Raw genomic sequence first — 24,492 nt, forward strand, 5'->3', positions numbered from 1 at the left:
CCGGCGTACACGGCCGAACTGGTCACCGACGAACGCGGCTTCACCGAGCTGGCCGCCGACTGGGGCCGGCTGTACCGGCGGTGTGCCGCCGCGACCCCCTTCCAGAGCCACGCCTGGCTGCACTCGTGGTGGCGCTCCTACGGCGGCCCGGGCCGGCTGCGGCTGCTGCTGGCCCGCGACGGGCGCGAACTGGTCGCCGCCGCACCGCTGATGCGGGTCCGCCACCCGGTGCCGGCGCTGGTGCCGCTGGGCGGGGCGATCTCGGACTACGGGGACGTCCTGCTGGACGACGAGCGCGGCGAGGGCGCGGTGGCCGCGCTCACCGGGGCGCTGGGCGCGGCGGCCCGCACCGCGCTGATCGACCTGCGCGAGGTGCGTCCGGGCGCCGCCGCCGAACGCGTCTACGACCACTGGAGCGGCCCCCGGCGCCGGGTGCCCGACTCGCTCTGCCTGGAGCTGCCTGCCGTACCGATGGACGAGCTGGTCGCCCGGCTGCCCTCGGCCAAGGCACAGCAGCGGGTGCGTGCCAAGCTGCGCAGGCTGGACGCGTTGGGTGTCGGGAGCCGCACCGTGCCCCCCGGTGAGGTGGACGCGGCCCTGCACCGGCTGCTGGAGTTGCACCTGTTGCAGTGGCGGGGCCGGAAGGTGACCGGCGAGCACCTGCGGACGCGGTTCCGCGAGCACCTGGTGCGGGCGGTGGGGCCGATGGTGCGGTCGGGGGACGCGGTGGTCACCGAGTTCCGGATGGACGGCGAGGTGGTGGCCGTGGACGTGACGCTGCTGTCCCGGCGGCTGGCCGGCGGTTATCTGTACGGCGCCCATCCCCGGCTGCGGGAGCGGAAGGCGGACGTGGCGGTGATGCTGCTGGACGCCTGTGCCGAGCACACCCGCGCCCCGGGGCGCGGCACGCTGAGCCTGCTGCGCGGCGACGAGCCGTACAAGCACCACTGGCGTCCGGAGCCGGTGCGCAACCAGCGGCTGCTGCTCGCCCGCCGGCGCACGGCCCCGCTGCTGGCGGCCGCCCTCTGCGACGTCGCCGCGCGCCGACGGGGCAAGGAACTGCTGCACCGGCGGCGGGAGCAGAGGGAGGGCGGCGGTGACGGCGGCGGCGGCAGGTCCTGACCTGCCCCGCCGCCGCCGCGTGCCGCTACCTGCTGCGCGAGTACCAGTCGAGGCGCATGCAGAGCTTCCCGCCGAGCCAGTGCTCGACCCAGTCACCGAGCTCCAGCGGCGAGCAGCCGGCCTGGGGCCGGGGCTCGGTGGGCGGCACCGCGGGCACGGGCGGTGCGGTGGGCGTGGCGGGCACGGTCGGCTCCGGGGCCGTCGGCGCCGGCTCGTCGGTGCGCCCGAAGAGCACGGACCGGTACACCGCGGTCGACCGGGGGTTGTCGTCGCACTGCCACACGCCGTGCGGGCAGTAGTCGGTGAGCGTGTTGTAGACGGGCCGGTGCTCGTCCATCCAGGCCAGCATGCGCCGCATGTACTCGGCGTTGTCGCCGTTGCGGAACAGCCCCCATTCCGGATAGGAGAGGGGCTTTCCGTGGGCCTTGGCGAAGTCCACGTGCGCCTGGAGCCCGAAGGGTTCCTTCACCTGTTCGTCGAACGCCATTCCGCGTGGCTGGTCGTAGGAGTCCATGCCGATGATGTCGACCGTGTCGTCCCCCGGATAGCACTGCGTCCAGGGCACGGCGTCCCGGCCGCGGCTGGGCGTGAAGTCGAACCGGAACTTCTGGCCCGGCACGGACCGCATGGCGGTGACGATCCTGTTCCAGTACGTCTTCCAGGCCTCCGGGTCCGGCCCGCAACGGTGGGTGTACGTGGTGCCGTTCATCTCCCAGCCGAGCACGAGGACCGTGTCCGGCACGTCCAGTTCGACCAGCCGTTCGGCGAGGGCCCTGAAGTGGTGATCGAAGTGTCCGGCGGCTCCCCGGCGGAGCAGCTCCCGTACCTCGTCGTCGTCGACGCCCTCCTCGTTGCGCTCCATCATGGGCACGTTGAGGACGAGCATCCGGTCGGCCTTGCGGGTGCGCCAGTCGGCCCACACGTCGAGGAAGCCGGGGGCGCCCTCGATGTTGCTCCAGCGGTCGCCGGGCAGATAGGTGTGGCCGACGCGCAGTTCGGCGTCGCCCAGCCACTGGCTCAGCTCGGCCATCCTGGCCACGCCGCGCGGACCGTAGTCCAGGTACGCGCCGAACGCGGGGGCGGCGGCGGGCGCCGGGGCGGGGACGGCGGGGGCCGGCGCGGGCGGGGCGGGCGCGGGCGGCACGGGGTCGCCGACGGCGACCCCCGGGCACGCGGCCAGGAATGCCGCCGCCGCGAGCACCGCGGCGACGCGCGCCGGCCGTCCGGTCCGGGTCCGTGACTGCCGTACGGCCATGTCCGGCTCCTTTCCTCGCCTTTTTCTCATGCCTTCTGAATTTCTACTGAATGCCTACTGACACTCAGTCATATGAAATGCCATCACGCCACCGCCGTTACGGCTTTCGAGTGTGCCGATCGCCCGCCCCGGTGAGCCGAAGCGAAGAACGAAGGAAAAAACCCGTGCCGTTGTTCGACACCCGTGTCCCCGCCGTCCTGCTGCGGATCGACCGCAATCCCTTCCACCACGGAACGCTGGGTGCCGTGCGCTCCCTCGGCCGCGCGGGCGTGGACGTGCACGTGGTCGCCGACTGCTCCCGGAGTCCGGTCCGCGCCTCCCGCTACGTGAGCGGGCTGCACACTCCCCCGCCGCCCGGTGCGTCGCCCGCCGACCTCGCGGCGGCCCTGCGCCGCGTCGCCGCGCGCGTCGCGCGTCCCGCCGTACTGATCCCGATGGACGACGCGTGTGCCGTCGCGGTGGCGCGGCTGCGGGCGGAGCTGTCGCCCGTGTACCTGCTGCCGGAGCTGTCCGGCGCGCTGGCCGAGCGGGTGGCCGACAAGGCGGAGCTGGCCGGTGTGTGCGCGTCCCTGGACCTGCCGCACCCCGAGACCCTGGTCCCGGAGGACGAGGCCGAGGCCGCCCGTGCCGCCTGGCGGCTGGGGCTGCCGGTGGTGGCGAAGTGGAGCCGGCCCTGGCTCGTCCCCCCGGGCGGCGGGCTGCGCAGCACCGTGCTGGTGCGTTCGGCGCAGGAGGCGCGGGAACTGTACCGGCGGGCCGAGGAGGCGGGCAGCCGGCTGCTGCTCCAGGCGTTCCTGCCGCCGGGGCCGGACCGCGACTGGTTCTTCCACGGGTACGCGGACCGCTCGGGCGCGATCCGGGCGGGCGGTCCCGGCCGCAAGACCCGCGCCAGGCCGCGCGGCGCCGGTCTGACGGCGGTCGGCCGCTGGACGCCGAACCCGCAGGTGCAGGCGCTCGCCGAGCGGGTCACCGGAGAGCTGGGCTACCGGGGCATCCTCGACCTCGACTTCCGCCGTTGCGGCACCACGGGCCGCTATCACCTGCTCGACTTCAACCCGCGCCCCGGCGCCCAGTTCCGGCTGTTCACCGACACCGCGGGCCTGGACGTCGTACGCGCCCTGCACCTGGACCTGACCCACCGCGCCTTGCCGGAGGGGGCGCCGCGGCCGGGGCGGACCTTCGTGGTGGAGAACTACGCGCCGCTGAGCGCCCTGCGGCCGGCCCCCGACGGACGCGAGCTGGCCTGGCACGCCCCCGACGACCGCGCCCCGGGCCGGGCCCTGTGGGCCCTGTGGGGACGGCACGCGACCGGCCGGCTGCTGGACCGCGTACGCCGCGGGGGCGGCCGTCCGGCCGCGGGGAAACCGGCCGCGGCCCGTGTCGTACGCCAGGCCCCCGCCCCGGGACCCGCCGGGCGCACCGGCCGTTCCGACCGCCCGGACGACGAGAGGGCGGGCAGCCGCTGACGGGCATGCCCGCCGTCCCGGGGGGGGCGGGCAGCACAGCGCCCCCGGCGGACCGTACGGGTCGGCCGGGGGCGTCGGGCGGCGGAGCGCCGGTGGTCAGCGGCGGGCAGCCTCCCGGCTCCGGCGGTAGAGGATCGCGCCACCGGCGATCATCGCCGCACCGGCGGCCGCGGCGACCGGCGCGCCCGCGCTGCCGGTCTCCGCGAGGACGGGCGGCTCCTCCACCTGCGGGGTGGGCGGGGGCTCCTCCTCACCCGCGGGCGGGGGAGGCTCCTCCTCACCGGCCGGCGGCGGAGGCTTCTCCTCCTCACCGGGCGGGGGCGGCTCCTCGTCGGTCGGCGGCGTGGTGGGGGGCGGCGGCTCCTCCTCGCCGTAGCCCGGGGGCTCCTCCTCCGCCTGGTCGCAGGAGTTGCCGAAGACCGGGTTGAGGGCGGCGACGACGTCGACGGTGTTGCCGCAGAGGTTCACCGGCACGTCGACCGGCACCTGCGTGTTGTTGCCGGAGCCGACGCCGGGTGAGCCCACGGCCTCACCGCTCGCGTGGGATCCGGACGGGACCCGGACGTCCTCGCCGGGTCCACCGCCGTAGCCGGCGTCGTCCTGGCCCGTACCGTGGCCGGAACCGCCGGCCCGCTGGTCCGAGCTGTTCTCGCACTCGTTGCCGAACGCCGGGTTGAGGGCGGCGATGACGTCGACGGTGTTGCCGCAGGCGTTCACCGGTACGTCGAGGGGGACCTGGACGGCGTTGCCGGACGCGACGCCCGGCGAGTTCGCGGCGGTTCCGTCCGCATGCGAGTCGGCAAGGGCGGGGCTGCCGCACAGGGACAGGATGCCTGTCGCGGCGGCTGCCGCGACCATCCCCCTGCTGAGGGTCTGTCGCACTCTCGTTGTCTTCCTGCTGGTAGAGATGGCTGGAGATGGGGCTGCAGAAAGGGGAAAAGCCGGCCCCGAACCAAACGAGTTGGCCAGGGCCGGCCGTGACGCAGCCGGTCGGTACGGAACGACGTCAGTCGTTCTCGCACTCGTTGCCGAACGCCGGGTTCAGCAGACCAACAACGTTGATCGTGTTGCCGCACACGTTGACGGGAACGTGCACGGGGACCTGGATCACGTTGCCGGACAGGACACCCGGGGAGCCGACAGCGGCACCCTCGGCGCCCGCGTCGGCGAAGGCCGGGGCGGCCATGCCGAGGGCCATGATCGCGCCCGCGACGACAGCAGCGCTCTTCTTCATGAACTTTCCCTTCTCTGCGGTCATGCCTGAATGACGGCCGAAACCGCGCGAGCACAGCATTGATGGCTCGCACCATGACCTGCAGCCTGCAAACGAGGAATTGACGGCCGGGGAAACTACCGAACGTGGGAAGCCGAGATGTTCACTCGGATGCCCTACAGTCCGTTACGGCCGTACCCCCAGGAGAGCGACGATGTCGTTCCGCTCGCCCGGCGAAAATCTGGCCCGTGCGACCGGGCGGCCCGCGGAGAGGTCAGCGCGCCGCCCGGACCGAGCGGGATGAGGCTCAGCCCTCGCCGTTCGCCGACAGCACCGACAGGTCTTCCAGGACGTGCGAGATGGCACCGTCCCGCTTGGCCTGCGTGGAGTTGTCGTCGCACTGCTGGTTCAGGTCGTCCGCCAGGACGTTGACGTCCTGGATCGGGACGAGGTTGATCACGGCGACGTTGATGTCCTCGAGGCCGACGCACGGCTTGTTCAGCGTGCCCTCGACCAGCGAGAGCTGGGGGCTCATGTCGCCGTCGGTCGCCGAGTTGCCGAACGACGACGAGGCGCCGTTGCCGTTGGCCACGGCCGGTCCGTTGTCGTCCCCGATGGCGAGCGCCTGGGGCGCGGCAGCAGCGGACATGCCGATCACAGAAGCGGCAGCCGCCGCGGCGACCATTGCCTTCTTGAGCACTTCGCGTTCCTTTCGTCGTAGCGACGCACTGTCCTACGGCCTCATCAACCCGGTGCGGAGAGTTTGGTTGCGGGCGTTCACCCGGTTGGCCCGCACGGGATCTCAAAAGCCCTGGAAAGAGGGGCGGGATACCCGGCGGCCCGGGGATACGTACACATTTCCCGTTGTCGGCCGACGGAGTGAACGGGAGAAACCCGACTGCACCCGAGGAGTTGACCAGAGGGCTCCGGTGGACGGGGTTTCTCAGAAAGGACTGGCCAGTGATCAAGAAGGTTGTTGCCTACGCGGCGATCGCCGCCTCCGTCATGGGGGCCTCCGCTGCCGCGGCCCCGCAGGCGATGGCGATCGGCGACGACAGCGGGCCCGTCTCCGCGAACGGGAACGGCGCCTCGCAGTACTTCGGCAACTCGGCGACCCACGGCAACATGAGCCCGCAGATGGCGCTCATCCAGGGCTCCTTCAACAAGCCCTGCCTCGCCGTCAGCGACGTTCCGGTCAGCGTCATCGGCCTCGTCCCGATCCAGGACCTCAACGTCCTGGGCGACGACATGAACCAGCAGTGCTCCGAGAACTCCACGCAGGCCAAGCGTGACGGCGCGCTGGCGCACCTCCTGGAGGACGTCTCGATCCTGTCCTCCAACAGCGAGGGCTGACAGCGGCGAGGGGCGGGCCGCCGGGTGCACCGGCGGCCCGCCCCTTTCGCATGCCGCGGGCCGGGCCGCGCGCCGTCGCCCGGGTCAGCGCCCCGGCGCCGCGTACAGCGCCTCGATCTCCTCGGCGTACGCCGCCACCGCCGCGTGCCGCTTCACCTTGAGGGAGGGGGTCAGCAGCCCGTTCTCCTCGGTGAACTCGCCCTCGACGAGCCGGAAGGCGCGGATCGACTCGGCCCGGGAGACGGCCGCGTTGGCGTGGTCGACGGCCTTCTGCACGTCGGCGCGCATCCGCTCGTCCCGGACCACCTCCGACATAGGGGTGTCCGCGGGCAGCCCCCGGACCGCCAGCCAGTGGGCGACGGCGTCGGGTTCGAGGGTGATCAGGGCGGCGACGAAGGGGCGGTTGTCGCCGACCACGAGGCACTGGGCGACGGGCGGACGGCTGCGCAGCCGGTCCTCCAGGACGGCCGGGGAGACGTTCTTGCCGCCGGAGGTGACCAGGAGGTCCTTCTTGCGGCCGGTGATGGTGAGATAACCGTCGGCGTCGAGGGAGCCGAGGTCGCCGGTGGCGAACCAGCCGTCGGTGAGGACGGCGTCGGTGGCCGCCGGGTTGTTCCGGTAGGCGCCGAAGACGATGCCGCCCTTGACGAGCACCTCGCCGTCGTCGGCGATGCGCACGGACGTGCCGGGGACGGGCGGGCCGACGGTGCCGGGGCGGGGGCCGAGCGGCGGGACGATGGTGGCGGCGGCGGTCGTCTCGGTGAGGCCGTAGCCCTCGTAGACCATGATCCCGGCGGTGTAGAAGAACAGGTTGAGCTCACGTTCGAGCGGGGAGCCGCCGCTGATGGCGTACCGCATCCGGCCCCCGAGCTCCGCGCGGACCCGGCGGTAGACCAGCAGGTCGTACAGGGCCCAGCCGGCCCACAGGGCGGGGCCGGGGCCCTTGCCGCGGCCCAGGAACCGCTCCAGGTGCGCCGCGCCGAAGCGGACGGCGAGGCGGTGGGCGCGCTCGAAGGAGGCACCGCGCCCGATCTTCTCGGCGGTCGCGCGGCCCGTGTCGTGGATCTTCTCGAAGAGGTAGGGGACGCCGACGAGGAAGGTCGGGCGGAAGGACTTCAGCGCCGGGCGGAGCTCGTCGGGCCTGATGCTCGGGAAGTGGCCGATCTCGATGCGGGCCAGCAGGCAGGCGATCTGGATCGTGCGGCCGAGGATGTGGGCGAGGGGCAGGAAGAGGAGGGTCGAGGCGGTCTGGCCGGTGACCTCCTTGAAGATCGGGTGCAGCAGCTCGACCGTGTTGGCGGCCTCGGCGTGCAGGTTGGCGTGGGTGAGGACGCAGCCCTTGGGGCGCCCGGTGGTGCCGGAGGTGTAGCAGACGGTGGCCACCGTGTCGGGGGTCAGGGCGGTGCGGCGCTTGGTGACCTCCTCGTCGTTCACGTCCCGGCCGAGGGCGGTGAGGTCGGCGAGCGCGCCGGCGTCGAGTTCGAAGGTGCGCGGGGGCTCGGGGTGGGCGGCCGTGGCGGCCACGACGGTGGCGGTGTTGGCGGCGTTCTCGGTGACGACGTGCGCGGCGCCGGAGTCGCGGACGATCCACTCGACCTGGTCGGCGGAGGAGGTGGCGTAGACGGGGACGGTCTGGCCGCCCGCCGTCCAGACGGCGAAGTCCAGGACCGTCCACTCGTAGCGGGTGCGGGACATGACGGCGACCCGGCCGCCGGGCTCCAGGCCGGCGGCGACCAGGCCCTTGGCCACGGCGGTCACCTCGCGGGCGAACTCCGCCGCGGTGACGGGTTGCCAGACGCCGTCCACCTCGCGGCGCAGGACCACCGCGTCCGGGGCCTCGGCCGCGTTGGTGAACGGGATGTCGGCGGTGCTGCCCGTGGTGGGGCGGGAGGCGAGGGGCGCGGTGCGGGCCTCGCGGACGGTGCCGCTCTCGTCCCTGACGGTCTCGGTCGTCGTGCGGGACGTCAGGCCGCCGCGCCCTCTCGCCCGTTTCAGGTCCCTGCGTACGCCCATGTCGGCTCCCGGTCGCGGATCGGACTGAGGTGCTGTCGTGCTCTGTCCACGTACTCACGTACTTACTCCGGAGTAAACTTACTTGAGCGTAAGGAAGAGTCAACCCGGGCGCGGGGTGCCAGGCCACCAGCTCGTCAGACCGTCAGACCGTCAGGTCGTCAGGTCGTCAGGTCGTCAGGCGGTCCGCCGTCGCGATCGCCTCGGCCAGGCGCCGGACGTCCTCGTCCTCCGTGCGGTCGGCCAGCGTCCCGGCGTGCTCGGCGAGCCGGCCGAGGTCCGGTGCTCCCGGCAGGGAGCCGACTCGGCCCTCGTGGCCCTCGTGGCCGTCATGGCCGTCATGGCCGTCATGGCCGTCATGGCCGTCATGGCCGGAGAAGCGCAGCGCGTCGGCGAAGTAGGCGGCGGTGGCCGTGACCCGCAGGCCGCGGTCCGCCTCCCAGACGGAGTCGTCGAGGCCGCCGGTCTCCACGTCGCCGGACTCCTCGTGCGGGGCCCGGGTGCGGGGGTCGAGCCAGCGGACGGTGGCCGTGGCGAGGTGGCCGTCGGCGCCGGGCCGGACGCGGACGGCGTACAGGGCGGTGACCGTGTGGCCGGGGCCGACCTCGCCGCCGTCGACGCGGTCGTCGCGGAAGTCGTCGTCGGCGACCTGGCGGTTGTCGTAGCCGACGAGGCGGAACTCGGCGACCGTCCCGGGGTCGAAGGCGACCTGGGCCTTGGCGTCGCGGGCGGTCAGCTCGATGTGGCGGGGCAGCTGCTCGCAGAACACCTCGCGGGCGTCCTCGGTGTCCGACACGTACGTGGTGTGGCCGTCGCCCCTGTCGGCGAGGCGCTCCATCAGGGCGTCGCCGTAGTCGCTGCCGACGCCGACGCCGAACAGGGTGATGCCGTGCTCGCGGCGGGCGTCCGCGATGCGTTCGAGGATGGCGTCCGCGTCGGTGTCGCCGGTGTTGGCGAGGGCGTCGGAGACGAGTACGACGCGGTTGGTGGCGCCCTCGCGGCGGCCCTCGACGGCCGTGGCGTAGCCGGTGTCGACGCCCGCGCCGAGGTTGGTGGAGTCGGTCGGCTCCAGGCCGTCGATCGCGTCGTGGACCCGGTCGCGGTGGTCGCCGAGCCGGGTCATGGGCAGCACGGTCTCGGCCTCGTCGCTGAAGGTGACGAGCGCGACCGAGTCGTCGTCGCGCAACCGGTCGGCCATCGTGCCGAGGGACTCCTTGGCCAGGTCGAGACGGCCGGGCTCGGCCATGGAGCCGGAGACGTCGATGACGAACGTCAGGGCGGCGGGCGGGCGTTCGCCCTCCTGCTCCGCACTCCGCGTGGCCAGTCCCACCCGGACCAGCGACCAGCCCTCCTCGCCGGTGCGGGCGCCGTCCACGGTCACCGAGAAGCCGTCGGTGCCGGGGCGGTCGTAGTCCTGGCGGAAGCTGTTGACGAACTCCTCGGGACGGACCGTCGACGGGTCGGGCAGCCGGCCCTCGGAGAGGGTGCGGCGGGCGTACCCGTAGGAGGCGGTGTCGACGTCGAGGGCGAAGGTGGAGAGGAGGTCGGGGTGGGGGGCGGCGTCGCGGGAGTCGCCGGTCTCCCCCGTGGGGGTGCCTTCGTCGTAGCGCTGTCCGCCCTCGCCGCGGGGGCCGTCGGGCGCCGGGAGCGGGGCCGGGCCGCCCCGGGAGTCGGCCGCGGTGTCCTTCGCCTCCTGCGGCGCGTCGTCACCGCCCTGGCAGCCGGTGAGCAGCAGGCCGCCCGCCGCCGTGAGCGCGAGCAGCGCGCCGATCGGCCTTCGTGTCCGGTACCGCTTCATCTTCCGTGCCCCCTGGTTCCGTTGACGCCGGTGCATGTGACTGTGACGGCGCGGCGGGGCGGAACGTGCGGTACGGGGCGTCACGGGTGCGTCTCGAAGTGGGCACGGCGGCGGGCGGCCGAGACCGGTGGGTGACCCTCCGGTGACCTGGGCGACGTCATGCGCGGACGCGGGGGATCAGGGGGCCGGGCGGGGCGGCGGGCCGGCGGTCGGCGGGCCGGCGGCTTCGCCGGCGAGGGCGGGGACGCGCACGCGGGCCGCGGGGCGGCCCGCGTGCGGCGGGACCGTCCTAGGACACGACGTCCTTGCGGGCGAACCCCCGGAAGGCCAGCGCGAACAGCACGAGGGCGTAGGTCACCGACAGCGACGTGCCCTGGATCAGGCGGGTCCAGTCCAGTTGGGGCCGGACCGCGTCGAGCCAGGCGTACTGCCAGTGCGCGGGCAGCAGGTCCCGCCAGTCGCCGAGGGCGGTCACCTCGTCCAGGACGTTGCCGATGATCGTCAGGCCGACCGCGCCGCCGACCGCGCCGAGCGGTGCGTCCGTCTTGGTGGACAGCCAGAACGCCAGGGCAGCGGTGACCAGTTGCGAGACGAAGACGTACGCCACCGTGATGACCAGGCGCTCGGCCGCCGTGCCGGTGGACAGGCTGCCGCCGGTGGGCAGCTCCAGCGGTCCCCAGCCGTAGGCGACCGTGCCGACGGCGAGTGCGACCAGCGGCAGCAGGACGATGGCGGCGAGGCTGAGGGTGAGCGCGACGACCAGCTTGGACCACAGCAGCCGGGCCCGGGGCACCGGCGCCGCGAGCAGGTAGCGCAGCGACGACCAGCTCGCCTCCGAGGCGACCGTGTCCCCGAAGAACAGGGCGACGGGCACGACGAGGAGGAAGCCCGCGGAGGCGAAGAGGTTCACCGCGGCGAAGTTCGCCCCCGAGGCGGTGGCCGAGTCCATCAGGCTGACCTGGTTGTTCCCTCCGTCCGGTCCGCCGCCGACCTGGAAGGCGACGAGCAGCACGAACGGCAGGGCGAACAGGATGCCGCCCATGACGAGCGTGCGCCGCCGCTTGAGCTGCCGGACCAGCTCCACCCGTACGGGCAGCGTGCGGCCCGCGCGGTAGCCCTCGGCGACCTCCCGGGGGCCGACGGGCTCGGCGCGTTCGGCCAGCGTGCTCATGCCGGGTCTCCGATCAGGGTCAGGAAGGCGTCCTCGAGGCGCCGGTGGGGGCCCACCGACTCCACGGGCACGTCCAGGCGTACGAGTTCGGCGACCAGGCGGTGGGCCGTGCCGTCGGCGGCGGTGTCGAGGCGGACCAGCAGGCCCTCGTCGGTGCGGACGGCCGAGGCCACGCCCGGCAGGGCGGCGACCTTCTCGACGAGGGGCGCGTCGACGGGCGCGGTCGTGCCCACCAGCAGGGTGTCACCGGAGCCCACGATCTCGCCCACGGGTCCGGCCTGCACCAGCCGGCCGTGGTCCATGACCACGAGGTGGGTGCAGGTCTGCTCGACCTCGGCCAGCAGGTGGCTGGAGACGATCACCGTGCGGCCGGCCGCCGCGTAGCGGATCATCACCTCGCGCATCTCGCGGATCTGCGGCGGGTCCAGGCCGTTGGTCGGTTCGTCCAGGATCAGCAGGTCGGGCAGGCCGAGCATGGCCTGGGCGATGGCCAGGCGCTGGCGCATGCCCTGGGAGTAGGTGCGCACCGCGCGGGCGAGCGCCTCGCCGAGGCCGGCGATCTCCAGGGCCTCGTCGAGGTGGGCGTCCCCGGGCGGGCGGCCGGTGGCCCGCCAGTACAGCTCCAGGTTCTCGCGGCCGGACAGGTGCGGCAGGAAACCCGCGCCCTCGACGAAGGCGCCGACGCGGGAGAGCACCGGGGCGCCGGGCGCGATGGCGTGGCCGAAGACGCGGATCTCGCCGCCGTCGGGCGTGATGAGGCCCATCAGCATGCGCAGGGTCGTCGTCTTGCCCGCGCCGTTGGGCCCGAGCAGGCCGAGCACCTGGCCCTTCTCCACCCGGAAGGACAGGTCCCGGACCGCGTACCGGTCGCTGGACCTGGCGTACCGCTTGGTCAGGTCGGTGATCTGGAGCGGCACGCCGGCCAGCGCGGGGTCGGGCGGCGGGGCCGTGGTGCGGCGGCGGGCCGTCAGCAGCAGGGCCGCCGCCACCGCCGCTCCCGCGAGGGGCGCCCACCAGACCCAGGCGGGCAGCCCGGCCACCTGGCCGGTCCCGCCGAGTGCCGTCGGCACCTTCAGGTCGCCCTCGAGGGAGACCGTGTAGGTGGCGGGGGCGGCCGGGGAGGCGTAGCCGAGGTCGGTGGAGGAGAGGACCAGGCGCAGCCGGTGGCCGTCCTCGACCCGGTGGTCGACGGCCGGCAGGGTGATCGTCACGTCCTTGCCGGCCTTGGCGTCCTCCACCCTGAGGGGCGTGACCAGTTGGGCGGGGAGGACCTGCTGGGTGCCGCCGGGGCCCACGTCGTACACCTTGGCGAAGAGCACGGCGTCGTCGCGGGTGGACCGGACGTGGACGGTCGCGGTCGGCGAGCCGGTGATCTGGAGGTCCTCCTCCAGGGGCGCCGACTCGAAGGCGGCGTACTGGCCGGGGAAGTCGAGGGAGACGCCGACGCCGAGCGAGGAGAGCCGGGAGAGGCCGCCGGAGCCGCCGATGCCGGGCAGGGCGGAGACGGCGGGCGGACTGGCGCCGGCCGGGTTGTCGAAGCGCTGCTCGCGTCCGCGCAGCGCGACGGCGCGCGGCTCGCTCGCCAGGCCGGGGTAGGAGTCGGCGCTCACGCCCTCCAGGCGGGGTTCTCCGTCGCCGCTGCCGGCGCCGAGGGTGCGGGTGACGCGGAAGGCGGGGCCGGTGCCGGTGGACTCGTCGTCCTTCAGATAGCGGTCGAACCACGCCCCGATGCGGTCTTGGACGCGGTCCGTCTCCATGTCGCCGCCGTCGTGCCCGCCCGAGACCCAGTCGACGTCGACGGGGGCTCCGTTGGCCCGGATCGCCTTCGCGGCGGCGTCGGACTGCCCGAGCGGGAAGAGCGAGTCGGTCTGCCCCTGCATCAGCAGGGTGGGCACGTCGATGCGGTCGCCGACGGCCTGCGGACTGCGCTGCTCGAGGAGTTCCACCGCCTCCGCGTCCGGCGCCCCCTGCTCGGCGACCCGCTGGTACATCCGGCAGAGCGCGGCTTCGAGCTCCTCGCAGCCGCCGCCCAGGTTGACGAAGAGGCCGGCCCACAGCTTCTTGAAGACGCCGTTCGGGAAGAGGGCGTCGGCGAGGTTCCAGTAGGTGATGGCGGGGGCGATGGCGTCGACCCGGTCGTCGTGCCCGGCGGCCAGCAGGGCGACGGCGCCGCCGTAGGAACCGCCGGCCACGCCCACGCGCGGGTCGCCCTGCCGGTCCAGCCGGACCTCGGGCCGCTCGGCCAGCCAGTCGATCAGCCGGGACACGTCGGCGACCTCGCCGTCCGGCGCGTTCAGCCCGATCTTCCCGGTGGACTTCCCGAAGCCGCGCGCCGACCAGGTCAGTACCGCGTACCCGTCGCGGGCGAGGCTCTGCGCCTGCTCGCGTGCGTCGTCCTTGCTGCCGCCGAAGCCGTGCGCGAGCAGGACGGCCGGGCGCCGGCCGCCGGAACCCGCCGTGAAGTACGAGGTGTCCAGGCGCACCCCGTCGCCCACGGCCAGGGTCCGGTCGGCGCGGTGCACCGGGGGCGGGTCGTCTCCGGCGACGGCCGTCCAGGTCCCGGCTCCGGCGAGCACGACGACGGCGGCCGCGGCGCAGACGATCCGCCGCGGCCCCCGTAGCAGCCCTCGCACGCGGGGCAGTCGAAGATCCATGCGTCAACGGTACGGGCCGCCGCCGACAACCGGGGCAGTCCGGGGGCCGAACCTCCGCCCCTCCCACGGAGGTACGCGGCCGGTGCCGCGTACCGCGGGCGCGGTAGGGCGGGTTGCGGGCGCGTCACGGTCGGGCGGGCTCCCGGCCGTCGTCGGGGACGGTCACCAGCCAGCGCGTGTCGCGGCGCGGGCGCAGGTACAGGGCCCAGTACAGGGTGGCCACGGCGGTGATGCCGCCGGTCCACAGCAGGTGGCCGGTCTCCTGCTGGGTCAGGATGTAGGCGAGGACCACGATCAGCAGGACCGGCACGACGGGCCACAGGGGCATGCGCCACGCGTGCCCGTGCCGGTGGGCACCGCGCCGGCAGAGCAGGGCGGCGACCGCGACCAGCAGGTACATGCCGGTGACGGAGACGCCCGTGACGCCGTACAGGGTGTCCAGGTCGACGAAGCACAGCAGGGCGCCGGGCACGCCGACGGCGAGGGTGGCGACCCAGGGCGACCCGAACCGGCCGAGCTTGGAGAAGACGCCGTTCACCGGGGCGGGCCAGGCCTTGTCGCGGGCCGAGGCGAACAGGACGCGCGAGTTCTGGATGACCATGACGATGCCGGCGTTGACGATGGCGAGGGCGACGCAGAGGCTGACGAAGGTGCCGACGGCCGAGTCGGACCAGGCGGTGACCATGGCGCCGATGTCACCGCCGGTCAGTTCGGTGAGGTCGGAGGCGCCGAGGGTGATGGCGACGACCGGGACCAGGATGATCACGGCGGAGATGGCGAGGGTGGCGAGCACCGTGCGGGCGACGTTGCGGCGCGGGTTCTCCAGCTCCTCGGAGAGGTAGACGGCGGTGGAGAAGCCCTGGGTGATGAACAGGGCGATGGCGAGCCCGGAGACGACCAGCATCGCCGTCACGGGGTCCGCGCCGCCGTCCGCGCCGGCCACCTCCATGGAGACGAGGCTGCCGGGGCCGCGCTCGGCGTGGGTGAAGCCCAGCACCGCGACGACGGCGGCGGCGATGACCTCCAGGACCAGGAAGACGCCGGTGATCCAGGCGTTGGCCCGCAGGTCGAGGAGGCCGGCCAGGGTGGCGAGCACCATGACGCCGGCGCCCGCCATGGACGGGTCCAGGTGCACGATCGGTTCGAGGTAGTCGGCGGTGCCCATCGCGATCACCGGCGGCACGATCATGACGACCAGCAGGGACAGCACGAAGACCAGCCAGCCCGCCAGCCGTCCGGCCAGGGTCGACACCATGGCGTACTCGCCGCCCGCGCTGGGGATGAGGGTGCCCAGCTCCGAGTAGCAGAACGCCACGGCGACGCAGAGGAGGGAGCCGATGGCGATGGTCAGGGCGGTGGCGGTGCCGAGCGAGCCGAACAGGTCGGGGACGACCACGAACAGCGTGGAGGCGGGGGTCACGCACGAGAGGGTCAGGAGGGTGCCGCCGACGACCCCGATGGAGCGCTTGAGCGTCCGGGACTCCGGCGGGGCCGGAAGGTCGGGGGGCGCTGCGGCCGCGGTCTCGGCGGGGCGGAGCGTGTCGGTCATGGAGCGGTTCCGATCGACTCGTGCGGCGTGGTTCGGGCGGGAGCGCTATCGCCTCCGGCGGCTTGCTCGTACGTGTTCTCTTCCGCTCCCGACGCCAGATGGAATACCGACGAAAACCGCTGCGTCAATGGTTGTTTACCTACGGAAACCGTTGGCGCGAGCCGCCTGGACGTCGGGAAATCGCACGACGCCCCTTGAGGCAGAAGACCTTTGCGGCGTGCGGGAACCGTAGGGAGCGGGGTAAAAAAACGTGCCGCCGTCCGGTATCCGGACGCTGTCAGAGGGTCCCGGTAGAGTCCTCGGCACAGGTGAATCACAGGAACACGGCACTGGGTGGGGACTCATGAAGCTGAGGTACACCGCGGCCTGGGTGGGGCTGACGGCGGCGGCGATGGTCGCGGCGACGGCGTGCGGTTCGCAGGACGTGAAGACGGCGACGGAGACCGCCGACAAGGCGGCCGACACGGCCGTGGGCCGGGCCGAAACGATCATGGCGGCGCTCTCCCGGGCCACCGACCGGACCGAGGAGCTGGGCTCCGCGGAGGTCCGGATGTCGACCGATCTGGGCCCGGGCGAGCCGATCGCCATGGACGGCACCTACTCGTGGGGCGACGGCTACGCCTTCGACGTCGAGATGGACACCGAGGCCGCGCAGATGCAGGAGCTCACGGCCTCCCCGACGGTCCGCACGCTGTTCGTGGACGGCGCCTACTACTACGACATCGACCCGCAGCCGGCCGGTCCGCTCGCGGGCAAGGAGTGGATGCGGATCGACGGTTCGGCCGTGTTCGGCGACGCGGGCGCGGACGCGCTCAGCGGAAGCGCCGGCGGCAGCCCGTCCGCCTCCATGAAGGGGCTGAAGTACGCCAGCGACGTCGAGGACCTCGGCGAGGAGACGGTCAACGGCCGCTCCGCGACCCACTACCGGGCCGTCCTCGACCAGAACGACATGGGCAGGCTCAAGGACGCCTACGGCGACGAGGGGAACCTCTTCGGCCAGATGACGGGCGGCTCCACCACCGTCACCATGGACGTCTGGGTGGGCGGCAAGGACCTCCCGGTGCGCATGACCCAGGAGTTCGGCGCCATGAAGGTCACCATGGACTTCGACAGGTTCGGCGCCACCAAGGAGATCGTGGCGCCGCCCGCGGCGCAGACCGGCGACGTCACGCAGGAGGTGAAGGACGCCGGGGCGCAGCAGGGCTGAGACCGCGTGACGGTGCCCCGGGTCCCGGCCGGGACCCGGGGCACCGCGGTGCCTCAGTGGTTGCGCGGGAAGCCCAGGTCGACGCCCGCCGGGGCGTCGGCCGGGTCCGGCCAGCGGGTGGTGACGACCTTGCCGCGGGTGTAGAAGTGCGTGCCGTCGTTGCCGTAGATGTGGTGGTCGCCGAAGAGCGAGTCCTTCCAGCCTCCGAAGGAGTGGTAGCCCACGGGGACCGGGATCGGGACGTTCACGCCGACCATGCCGGCCTCGACCTCCAGCTGGAAGCGACGGGCCGCGCCGCCGTCCCGGGTGAAGACCGCGGTGCCGTTGCCGAACGGCGAGGCGTTGATGAGGGCCAGGCCCTCCTCGTAGGTCTCGGCGCGCAGCACGCACAGGACGGGGCCGAAGATCTCGTCCTGGTACGCCTTCGCCGTGGTCGGCACCCGGTCCAGCAGCGAGATGCCGATCCAGTGGCCGTCCTCGTGACCGTCGACCGTGTACCCGGTGCCGTCCAGGACGACCTCGCAGCCCTCGGCCGCCGCGCCGGCGACGTAGGACGCCACCTTGTCGCGGTGCGCCGCGGTGATGAGGGGGCCCATCTCCGACGTCGGGTCGTCGCCCGGGCCGATCTTGATCTTCTCGGCGCGCTCGCGGATCTTCTCGACCAGTTCGTCGCCGACGGCGCCGACCGCGACGACCGCGGAGATCGCCATGCAGCGCTCACCGGCCGAGCCGTAGGCCGCGCTCACGGCCGCGTCCGCCGCCGCGTCGAGGTCGGCGTCCGGCAGCACCAGCATGTGGTTCTTGGCGCCGCCGAGGGCCTGGACGCGCTTGCCGTTCGCGGAGGCGGTGGTGTGGATGTACCGGGCGATGGGCGTCGAGCCGACGAAGGAGACCGCCTTGACGTCCGGGTGCTCCAGCAGCCGGTCCACGGCCACCTTGTCGCCGTGCACGACGTTGAAGACGCCGTCCGGCAGACCGGCCTCGGAGAGCAGCTCGGCGATCTTCATGGCGGCCGACGGGTCCTTCTCGCTCGGCTTGAGCACGAAGGTGTTGCCGCAGGCGATGGCGAGGGGGAACATCCACATCGGCACCATCGCCGGGAAGTTGAACGGCGTGATGCCGGCGACCACGCCGAGCGGCTGGCGGATCGAGGCCACGTCGACGCGGGTGGCGACCTGCGTGGACAGCTCACCCTTGAGCTGCACGGTGATGCCGCAGGCCAGGTCGACGATCTCCAGACCGCGCGCGACCTCGCCGAGGGCGTCGGAGTGCACCTTGCCGTGCTCCGCGGTGATCAGCTCGGCGATCTCGTCGCGGTGGGCGTCCAGCAGCGCCCGGAACGCGAAGAGGACCGAGGTGCGCTGCGCCAGCGAGGACTGGCCCCACGTCCGGTACGCGTCCTTGGCCGCGGCGACCGCGGCGTCCACCTCGTCGACCGAGGCGAAGGCCACCTTCGTGGTGACCGCGCCGGTCGCCGGGTTCGTCACCGGCCCGTACGTGCCCGAGGCGCCTTCGGCGGTCTTGCCGCCGATCCAGTGGTTGACGATGTTCGTCATGACCGAGAACTCCTTCACAGATGGCGGCGACGGGTCGAGACGTGCCGTTGGTCCAGCTCACGGGCCGTGACCGGCGACGATCGGCTCGCGGTCCGCGACGATCGGGCCATGGTCCCGGCCATGGGTCCATCCCAGCAGCCGGGCGCTCCGGGCGCGCCCGACACTGTGTCTGCGGTTTGGGTGTCCGCGTAGACACGTGGGGCAGTGTCGGCGGGCGGCGGCCCGACGGGACGCGGGAACCTCCGGCGCGGGGCCGGTGCGAGCGGGGAGTCGGCGCTCGTGCTTCGCTCCTGCCAGGGCGAAGCGGCCTTCCCGCGCCGGAGGCGTTCGGTGGGGGACCCGGACGGCGTGCGCGGTCCCCGGCCCCGGCGGCCAGGTCGTGCGCGCCATCGCGTTCCCCTTCGTGCCCGTCGTGCACGTCGTACCCGTGATACCCGTCATGCCCGGCGCACCCGTCGTGACGGCCCCGGCGGTCGTGCCCCGCCGCCCGCCGCCGTCGCGCCGTTGCGTCTCCCCCGGTTTCTAGCCCCGTGCGTGCGGCCTGTCAATGTTTTGTCCGGACATTCGGACGACAGAGCGAGCGACATGCCCCGGGTGGCCGCCCACCCGCGCTCCGGGAACACCCCCGACCGCCCAAGTCAACGCGCCACGCCCGAAGTCCGGCCTCCGCCTCTGCGGCACCTGTGTCACAAAGGCGTCCCTCCCGTCACGGATGTCACGCGCACGCGGGTCTTCCGTCACACCCGGGAACGCCCCCTGACCGTCCCTGGCCCGGCGTCGTTCTCCCCGCACAGGCTTGGTGATCGCCAGCGCAGCGCCCGGCTCCCCCCGGCGGCCGTCCCCGGTCGCCGCCGCGGTGCGCGCGGGGAGGTGCACGTGACCGACCGAAGGCTCTGGTCCTACAAGGACATCGCGGCCCACATCCGGGTGCAGCCGGACACCGTGCGGTCGTACCGCAAGCACGGGCTGCTGCCCCCGCCCGACCACGTGGAGGGCGGAAAGCCCTACTGGTACGCGGACACGATCCGGGCCTGGGTGGCGTCCCGGCCCCGCAACCGGAAGCCATAGGACGGCCGGCGCACCCCGCCCGGCCGGAAAAGCGTTCTGTGCTCCACCGCCCGGTGGGGCACAGTGCCGCCCATGGACTTCTCCGTGAAACCCGTGCTGACCGGCGACAGGACGGCTCTGCGGCCGTTCACCGAGGCCGACGCCGAGCCCATGGCGGAGATCATCGACGATCCCGAGGTCCGGCGCTTCACCGGCTCACCGGGGCGCGAGCTCACTCCGGAGGTGCTGCGCGCCTGGTACGGCTCCCGCGGCACCCGGCCCGACCGGCTCGACCTGGCCGTCACCGATCCCGCCGACGGCGAGCTCCTCGGCGAGGTCGTGCTGTCCGAGTGGCAGCCCGAGACCCGCACCTGCACCTTCCGTACGCTGATCGGCCCGCGGGGCCGCGGCCGGGGCGTGGGCACCGAGGCGACCCGGCTGATCGTCGGGTACGGCTTCGAGGAAATCGGACTGCACCGCGTCCAGTTGGAGGCCTACGGCTTCAACCACCGGGCCCTGCGCGTCTACGAGAAGGTCGGGTTCGTGGTGGAGGGAACGCGGCGTCAGGTGGAGCGGCGGGACGGCGAGTGGGTCGACGAGGTGCTGATGGCCGTCCTCGACCACGAGTGGGCCGTCCACCGCGGGCACCCGCGGGTCCGCCCCGCACCGGCCGACGGCGCCGCTCGTGGACGCCTGCGCGCGGCCCGGTAGCCGCCGTCACGGCAGCACGACCACCACCCCGGCGCCGGGCGCCGTGTCCATGGCCGAGAGGGCCGCGGGGACCGCGTCCAGCGGAATGGCGGCCGTGGTCAGCAGGTCGGGCCGCAGCACTCCCGTGCGGACCAGCTCCATCATCGGCGGGTAGGTGTGCGCGGCCATGCCGTGGCTGCCGAGGAGAGCCAGCTCCAGGGCGATGAGGCGGTCCATGGGGACCGGTGTGGTGCCGGCGGGCGAGGGCAGCAGGCCGACCTGGACGTGCCGGCCGCGGCGGCGCAGGCCGTTGACGGACGCGGCGCAGGTGACCGGCGACCCGAGGGCGTCCAGCGAGAGGTGGGCACCACCTCCGGTCAGGTCGCGCACCGCCTCGGCGGTGTCGGGCACGGCGGTCGCGTCCACGCACGCGGCCGCACCGAACGCGCGCGCCATCTCCAGCGCCCGGGCCGACACGTCCACGGCGACGACCCGCGCGCCCGAGGCGGCGGCGATCATCACCGCGGACAGGCCCACGCCGCCGCAGCCGTGCACCGCGACCCACTCGCCCGCCGCGACCCGGCCCTGCTGGACCACGGCCCGGAACGCCGTGGCGAACCGGCAGCCGAGCGAGGCGGCCGTCGAGAAGGACAGGTCCTCGGGCACGGCGACGAGGTTGACGTCGGCGTGGTCGAGCGCCACGTACTCGGCGAAGGACCCCCAGTGGGTGAAGCCCGGCTGGGTCTGCCGTTCGCACACCTGGTGGTCGCCCGCCGCGCAGGCCCCGCAGCTCCCGCAGGCGCAGACGAAGGGCACGGTCACCCGGTCGCCGGGCCGCCATCCGGTGACCCGGTCGCCGGCCGCCTCGACGACACCGGCGAGCTCGTGGCCGGGCACGTGCGGCAGGGTGATGCCCGGGTCGTGCCCCTGCCATCCGTGCCAGTCGCTGCGGCACAGGCCGGTGGCCTCGACGCGGACCACGACGCCGTGCGCGGCGGGCTCCGGGTCGGGCACCTCCCGCACCTCGGCGGGCTCCCCGAACCGCTCGAACACCACCGCGCGCATCCGTCACCCTCACTTCCGTACCGGTACTCCCGCTTCCCGTCCCCCATCACACGGCAGGCCCTGCGCCCTCCATACCCCCTAGGGGTACAGTGGGGGCACGTGGTCCACGCCGGACCACGGGTACCCGCACGGCACGCCCCGACGAGGAGTAACGACATGACCGCCCAGACCGACACCCAGGGCTCCGTCACCACCGTCTACAAGGTGAGCGGTATGAGCTGCGGACACTGCGAGGGCGCCGTCTCCGGCGAGATCTCCGAGCTCCCGGGCGTCGGCTCGGTGCAGGCCGTCGCCTCGACCGGCGAGGTCACCGTCGTCTCCGAGGCCGCCCTCGACGACGAAGCGGTACGCGCCGCCGTGGACGAGGCGGGCTTCGAACTCGTCGGCAGGGCCTGAGCGGCTCCGCCGCACCCGGCAGCACCCACAGCCCCTCCGGCCGGGCCGCGCACGGCCCGGCCGGCCGTCAGGAGCCTGGACCATGACCAGCACCACCGCGTCCGACGCCACCGCCGCCCCGGCGACCACCGCCTCCGGCACCCCCTCGGAGGCGTCGCCGGGCGGTCCGGCCGCCGAGCCGGACCTCGCCCAGGTCGAACTGCTCATCGGCGGGATGACCTGCGCCTCCTGCGCGGCCCGCGTCGAGAAGAAGCTCAACCGCATGGACGGCGTCACCGCCACGGTGAACTACGCGACGGAGAAGGCCCGGATCACGTACCCGCCGGACACCGGGGTCGCCGACCTGATCGCGACCGTCGTGAAGACCGGGTACACCGCCGAGGAACCCGCACCTCCCCCGGAGCCGGCCGCCGGGGCGGACTCCCCCGACGGCCCCGGCGAGGGCGCCGACGGCGCTCCCGAGCCGACCGCCCTCCGCGGGCGTCTCGTGGTCTGCGCGCTCCTGGCCGCGCCCGTCGTGCTGCTCGCGATGGTTCCGGCGCTCCAGTTCGACAACTGGCAGTGGCTCTCGCTCACCCTCGCCGCGCCCGTCGTCGTCTGGGGCGGGCTGCCCTTCCACCGCGCCGCGTGGACGAACCTCCGGCACGGCGCGGCCACCATGGACACCCTCGTCTCGCTCGGCACGCTCGCGGCCTTCGGCTGGTCGCTGTGGGCGCTGTTCCTCGGGGACGCGGGCATGCCGGGCATGCGGCACGGCTTCGATCTCACCGTCTCCCGCACGGACGGCGCGTCGACGATCTACCTGGAGGCCGCCGCCGGTGTCACCGCGTTCCTCCTGCTCGGCCGCTGGCTGGAGGCCCGCTCCAAGCGCCGCGCCGGCGCCGCGCTGCGGGCGCTGATGGAGCTGGGCGCGAAGGACGTCGCGGTCCTGCGGGACGGGCGCGAGGTACGGGTCCCGGTGGCCCGGCTCGCGGTCGGCGACCGGTTCGTCGTACGGCCCGGGGAGAAGATCGCCACCGACGGGACGGTGGTCGAGGGCGCCTCGGCCGTGGACGCCTCGATGCTGACCGGTGAGTCGGTGCCGGTGGACGTGACGGTCGGTGACGCCGTCACCGGCGCGACGGTCAACGCCGCGGGCCGGCTGCTGGTCGAGGCGACCCGGGTGGGCGCGGACACGCGGCTGGCGCGGATGGCGCGGCTCGTGGAGGACGCGCAGAGCGGCAAGGCCGAGGTGCAGCGGCTCGCCGACCGGATCTCCGGGATCTTCGTGCCCGTCGTGCTGCTGATCGCGTGCGCCACCTTCGGCGGCTGGCTGGGCGCCACCGGCGACACGGTCGCGGCCTTCACCGCCGCCGTCGCCGTACTGATCATCGCCTGCCCGTGCGCGCTGGGCCTGGCCACGCCGACGGCCCTGATGGTGGGCACGGGCCGCGGCGCCCAGCTGGGCATCCTCATCAAGGGCCCCGAGGTCCTGGAGTCCACGCGGCGGGTCGACACGGTCGTGCTGGACAAGACCGGCACCGTCACCACCGGCCGCATGACCCTGCACGAGGTGTACGCCGCCGAGGGCACCGACGAGGAGCGGGTGCTGCGCCTGGCGGGCGCCGTCGAACACGCCTCCGAGCACCCCGTGGCCCGCGCGATCGCGGCCGGCGCCGAGGAGCGGTTCGGCACACCGCCCGCGGTCGAGGACTTCCGGAACGTCCCCGGTCGCGGCGTACGCGGGCGCGTGGAGGGCCTCCAGGTGGCCGTGGGCCGCCTCTACGACTCCCTGCCGCCCGAGGTCGCCCGGGCCCGGGACGAGGCCGAGAGGCGGGGCCGTACGGCCGTCGTGGTCGGATGGGACGGCACGGCGCGCGGGGTCGTCACCGTGGCGGACGCGGTCAGGGAGACCAGCGCCGAGGCGGTGGCCGAGCTGCGCCGGCTGGGGCTCACCCCGGTCCTGCTGACCGGAGACAACCGGCGCGTGGCCGAGTCGGTCGCCCGGACCGTCGGCATCGACGAGGTGATCTCCGAGGTGCTGCCCGAGGAGAAGGTCGCCGTGGTGCGGCGGCTGCGCTCCGAGGGCCGTACGGTCGCGATGGTCGGGGACGGCGTCAACGACGCGGCCGCGCTCGCCACCGCCGATCTGGGGCTGGCGATGGGCACGGGGACGGACGCGGCGATCGAGGCGGGTGACCTGACGCTGGTGCGCGGGGACCTGCGGGCGGCCGCGGACGCGATCCGGCTCTCCCGGCGGACCCTGTCGACGATCAAGGGCAATCTCGTGTGGGCCTTCGGCTACAACGTGGCCGCACTGCCGCTGGCCGCCGCCGGGCTGCTGAACCCGATGATCGCGGGGGCGGCGATGGCCTTCTCCTCGGTCTTCGTCGTCACCAACAGCCTCCGGCTGCGGGCGTTTCGCTGAGGTCTCGATGCCCGGACCCCTATGGAGTCCTGCGCGAGCCTCACATAAGCTCTTCACAAGGCTCGCGCATCTTCCTTACGCTTGGGTACCGTTCGACGTATCGGGGCTCTTGCGTACCTAACGGACATACGCAAGAGACGCAGATCACAGTGATGCGAACGTAACCATCTAAGGGGTTCGAAGGTCTAAGTTGGCGATGTCAGGCAGCGTCTTGGGGGGCGCCACCTGACATCTGGGGACGTCTTGGGGGACTTTCCCAGAGCTGCGTTGCCGGGACACGTACACCGGGAAGCTTTGAGCGGCCCTCCCGGTCGTGCGCTGTCCCGGCAGACCGCACGACGGACACACGAGCACGACAGACACACGACACGCAGGCGGGTCCGCCCGTCGGCTCAGCACAGCGATTCAGGCGCTGTCCTCACAGACGCCCGGCCGGATCCCGTGGGGGGAATCCGCACCGGGACATGGGAAGGCGCCCTGGTTCGTCGGCCCGTGGGGGGACCGGCGCCGGGGCGCCTTTCGCTGTTCGTCGT

At 73.5% G+C, this 24,492-nt stretch carries 19 protein-coding genes and 1 pseudogene; 8 read left to right on the plus strand and 12 right to left on the minus strand.

The features are described 5' to 3' along the window. Positions 1-18: 18 nt before the first annotated feature. Positions 19-1,122: a GNAT family N-acetyltransferase gene (locus SAM23877_RS12920; protein WP_053142412.1), complete on the plus strand. Its 1,104-nt coding sequence runs from the start codon at positions 19-21 to the stop codon at positions 1,120-1,122. A 25-nt stretch (positions 1,123-1,147) separates the two neighbouring features. Here SAM23877_RS12920 and SAM23877_RS12925 read toward each other — a convergent pair whose 3' ends face one another. Next, complete coding sequence (locus tag SAM23877_RS12925) at positions 1,148-2,377, minus strand: glycoside hydrolase family 26 protein (protein ID WP_053131097.1); 1,230 nt, start codon at positions 2,375-2,377, stop codon at positions 1,148-1,150. 164 nt (positions 2,378-2,541) lie between these two features. Between SAM23877_RS12925 and SAM23877_RS12930 the strand changes: the two genes are divergently transcribed. Further along, a complete protein-coding gene (locus SAM23877_RS12930; RefSeq protein ID WP_053131100.1) occupies positions 2,542-3,843 on the plus strand; it encodes a carboxylate--amine ligase in 1,302 nt (433 codons plus the stop codon). 96 nt (positions 3,844-3,939) lie between these two features. Here SAM23877_RS12930 and SAM23877_RS12935 read toward each other — a convergent pair whose 3' ends face one another. The 3 genes from SAM23877_RS12935 to rdlA all read right to left on the minus strand — a co-directional run bounded on the left by SAM23877_RS12935 (position 3,940) and on the right by rdlA (position 5,756). After that, positions 3,940-4,725 carry a chaplin gene (locus SAM23877_RS12935; RefSeq protein ID WP_235614553.1) on the minus strand — a complete coding sequence of 262 codons (786 nt, stop codon included), beginning with the start codon at positions 4,723-4,725 and terminating at the stop codon, positions 3,940-3,942. 124 nt (positions 4,726-4,849) lie between these two features. After that, entirely contained in the window at positions 4,850-5,077 is a 228-nt protein-coding gene (gene chpD / locus SAM23877_RS12940; protein ID WP_053131107.1) for a chaplin ChpD, read from the minus strand. A gap of 286 nt (positions 5,078-5,363) precedes the next feature. After that, on the minus strand, positions 5,364-5,756 hold the full coding sequence (rdlA, locus tag SAM23877_RS12945) for a rodlin RdlA (protein WP_053131110.1): 393 nt from the start codon (positions 5,754-5,756) through the stop codon (positions 5,364-5,366). A gap of 260 nt (positions 5,757-6,016) precedes the next feature. Here rdlA and rdlB point away from each other — a divergent pair, with 260 nt between their 5' ends. Then, positions 6,017-6,409, plus strand: coding sequence for a rodlin RdlB (gene rdlB, locus SAM23877_RS12950; RefSeq protein ID WP_053131113.1), 393 nt, complete (start codon positions 6,017-6,019; stop codon positions 6,407-6,409). Positions 6,410-6,493: 84 nt separating this feature from the next. Here the strand turns inward: rdlB and SAM23877_RS12955 are convergent, their stop codons facing one another. The 5 genes from SAM23877_RS12955 to SAM23877_RS12975 form a co-directional block, all read right to left on the minus strand. Continuing rightward, positions 6,494-8,422: an AMP-dependent synthetase/ligase gene (locus tag SAM23877_RS12955; protein WP_053131116.1), complete on the minus strand. Its 1,929-nt coding sequence runs from the start codon at positions 8,420-8,422 to the stop codon at positions 6,494-6,496. 166 nt (positions 8,423-8,588) lie between these two features. Further along, complete coding sequence (locus SAM23877_RS12960) at positions 8,589-10,217, minus strand: vWA domain-containing protein (RefSeq protein ID WP_053131131.1); 1,629 nt, start codon at positions 10,215-10,217, stop codon at positions 8,589-8,591. 289 nt (positions 10,218-10,506) lie between these two features. Next, positions 10,507-11,388: an ABC transporter permease gene (locus tag SAM23877_RS12965; RefSeq protein WP_053131136.1), complete on the minus strand. Its 882-nt coding sequence runs from the start codon at positions 11,386-11,388 to the stop codon at positions 10,507-10,509. Beyond that, positions 11,385-14,042 (minus strand): alpha/beta fold hydrolase, encoded by a 2,658-nt coding sequence (locus SAM23877_RS12970; RefSeq protein ID WP_053131139.1) that lies wholly within the window; start codon positions 14,040-14,042, stop codon positions 11,385-11,387. Before SAM23877_RS12970 ends, SAM23877_RS12965 begins: the two co-directional genes overlap by 4 nt. Positions 14,043-14,166: 124 nt before the next feature. Next, on the minus strand, positions 14,167-15,591 hold the full coding sequence (locus SAM23877_RS12975; RefSeq protein ID WP_053131142.1) for an APC family permease: 1,425 nt from the start codon (positions 15,589-15,591) through the stop codon (positions 14,167-14,169). Between the two features lie 343 nt (positions 15,592-15,934). Here SAM23877_RS12975 and SAM23877_RS12980 point away from each other — a divergent pair, with 343 nt between their 5' ends. Continuing rightward, complete coding sequence (locus SAM23877_RS12980) at positions 15,935-16,798, plus strand: SCO4651 family lipoprotein (protein WP_053131145.1); 864 nt, start codon at positions 15,935-15,937, stop codon at positions 16,796-16,798. A gap of 53 nt (positions 16,799-16,851) precedes the next feature. Here the strand turns inward: SAM23877_RS12980 and mmsA are convergent, their stop codons facing one another. Together mmsA and SAM23877_RS41180 are read right to left on the minus strand one after the other, a co-directional pair. Beyond that, positions 16,852-18,354: a CoA-acylating methylmalonate-semialdehyde dehydrogenase gene (gene mmsA, locus SAM23877_RS12985; RefSeq protein ID WP_053131148.1), complete on the minus strand. Its 1,503-nt coding sequence runs from the start codon at positions 18,352-18,354 to the stop codon at positions 16,852-16,854. 14 nt (positions 18,355-18,368) lie between these two features. Beyond that, positions 18,369-18,566 (minus strand): annotated as a pseudogene (locus SAM23877_RS41180) (hypothetical protein); the annotation flags it as partial. Between the two features lie 664 nt (positions 18,567-19,230). Between SAM23877_RS41180 and SAM23877_RS40015 the strand changes: the two are divergent. After that, complete coding sequence (locus SAM23877_RS40015) at positions 19,231-19,422, plus strand: helix-turn-helix transcriptional regulator (protein ID WP_053131152.1); 192 nt, start codon at positions 19,231-19,233, stop codon at positions 19,420-19,422. Between the two features lie 72 nt (positions 19,423-19,494). Continuing rightward, on the plus strand, positions 19,495-20,112 hold the full coding sequence (locus SAM23877_RS12995; protein WP_053131155.1) for a GNAT family N-acetyltransferase: 618 nt from the start codon (positions 19,495-19,497) through the stop codon (positions 20,110-20,112). 6 nt (positions 20,113-20,118) lie between these two features. On the opposite strand, the gene SAM23877_RS13000 is transcribed toward SAM23877_RS12995, so the two are convergent. Further along, the gene (locus SAM23877_RS13000) at positions 20,119-21,156 is read right to left on the minus strand and encodes a zinc-dependent alcohol dehydrogenase family protein (protein WP_053131158.1); all 1,038 of its coding nucleotides are present in this window, start codon (positions 21,154-21,156) and stop codon (positions 20,119-20,121) included. Positions 21,157-21,312: 156 nt separating this feature from the next. Here SAM23877_RS13000 and SAM23877_RS13005 point away from each other — a divergent pair, with 156 nt between their 5' ends. Then, a complete protein-coding gene (locus SAM23877_RS13005; RefSeq protein WP_053131167.1) occupies positions 21,313-21,552 on the plus strand; it encodes a heavy-metal-associated domain-containing protein in 240 nt (79 codons plus the stop codon). Positions 21,553-21,634: 82 nt separating this feature from the next. Further along, the gene (locus SAM23877_RS13010; protein ID WP_053131170.1) at positions 21,635-23,959 is read left to right on the plus strand and encodes a heavy metal translocating P-type ATPase; all 2,325 of its coding nucleotides are present in this window, start codon (positions 21,635-21,637) and stop codon (positions 23,957-23,959) included. The last annotated feature ends 533 nt before the right edge of the window (positions 23,960-24,492 follow it).

The organism is Streptomyces ambofaciens ATCC 23877 (assembly GCF_001267885.1).
Taxonomy (GTDB): domain Bacteria; phylum Actinomycetota; class Actinomycetes; order Streptomycetales; family Streptomycetaceae; genus Streptomyces; species Streptomyces ambofaciens.

Bases quoted from the DNA above. Each gene is read 5' to 3' on its own strand.
- SAM23877_RS12925 (WP_053131097.1), bottom strand. From the start codon at position 2,377: ATGGCCGTACGGCAGTCACGGACCCGGACCGGACGGCCGGCGCGCGTC.
- chpD (WP_053131107.1), bottom strand. From the start codon at position 5,077: ATGAAGAAGAGCGCTGCTGTCGTCGCGGGCGCGATCATGGCCCTCGGC.
- SAM23877_RS12955 (WP_053131116.1), bottom strand. From the start codon at position 8,422: ATGGGCGTACGCAGGGACCTGAAACGGGCGAGAGGGCGCGGCGGCCTG.
- SAM23877_RS12960 (WP_053131131.1), bottom strand. From the start codon at position 10,217: ATGAAGCGGTACCGGACACGAAGGCCGATCGGCGCGCTGCTCGCGCTC.
- SAM23877_RS12965 (WP_053131136.1), bottom strand. From the start codon at position 11,388: ATGAGCACGCTGGCCGAACGCGCCGAGCCCGTCGGCCCCCGGGAGGTC.
- SAM23877_RS12970 (WP_053131139.1), bottom strand. From the start codon at position 14,042: ATGGATCTTCGACTGCCCCGCGTGCGAGGGCTGCTACGGGGGCCGCGG.
- SAM23877_RS12975 (WP_053131142.1), bottom strand. From the start codon at position 15,591: ATGACCGACACGCTCCGCCCCGCCGAGACCGCGGCCGCAGCGCCCCCC.
- SAM23877_RS12980 (WP_053131145.1), top strand. From the start codon at position 15,935: ATGAAGCTGAGGTACACCGCGGCCTGGGTGGGGCTGACGGCGGCGGCG.
- mmsA (WP_053131148.1), bottom strand. From the start codon at position 18,354: ATGACGAACATCGTCAACCACTGGATCGGCGGCAAGACCGCCGAAGGC.
- SAM23877_RS12995 (WP_053131155.1), top strand. From the start codon at position 19,495: ATGGACTTCTCCGTGAAACCCGTGCTGACCGGCGACAGGACGGCTCTG.
- SAM23877_RS13000 (WP_053131158.1), bottom strand. From the start codon at position 21,156: ATGCGCGCGGTGGTGTTCGAGCGGTTCGGGGAGCCCGCCGAGGTGCGG.
- SAM23877_RS13005 (WP_053131167.1), top strand. From the start codon at position 21,313: ATGACCGCCCAGACCGACACCCAGGGCTCCGTCACCACCGTCTACAAG.
- SAM23877_RS13010 (WP_053131170.1), top strand. From the start codon at position 21,635: ATGACCAGCACCACCGCGTCCGACGCCACCGCCGCCCCGGCGACCACC.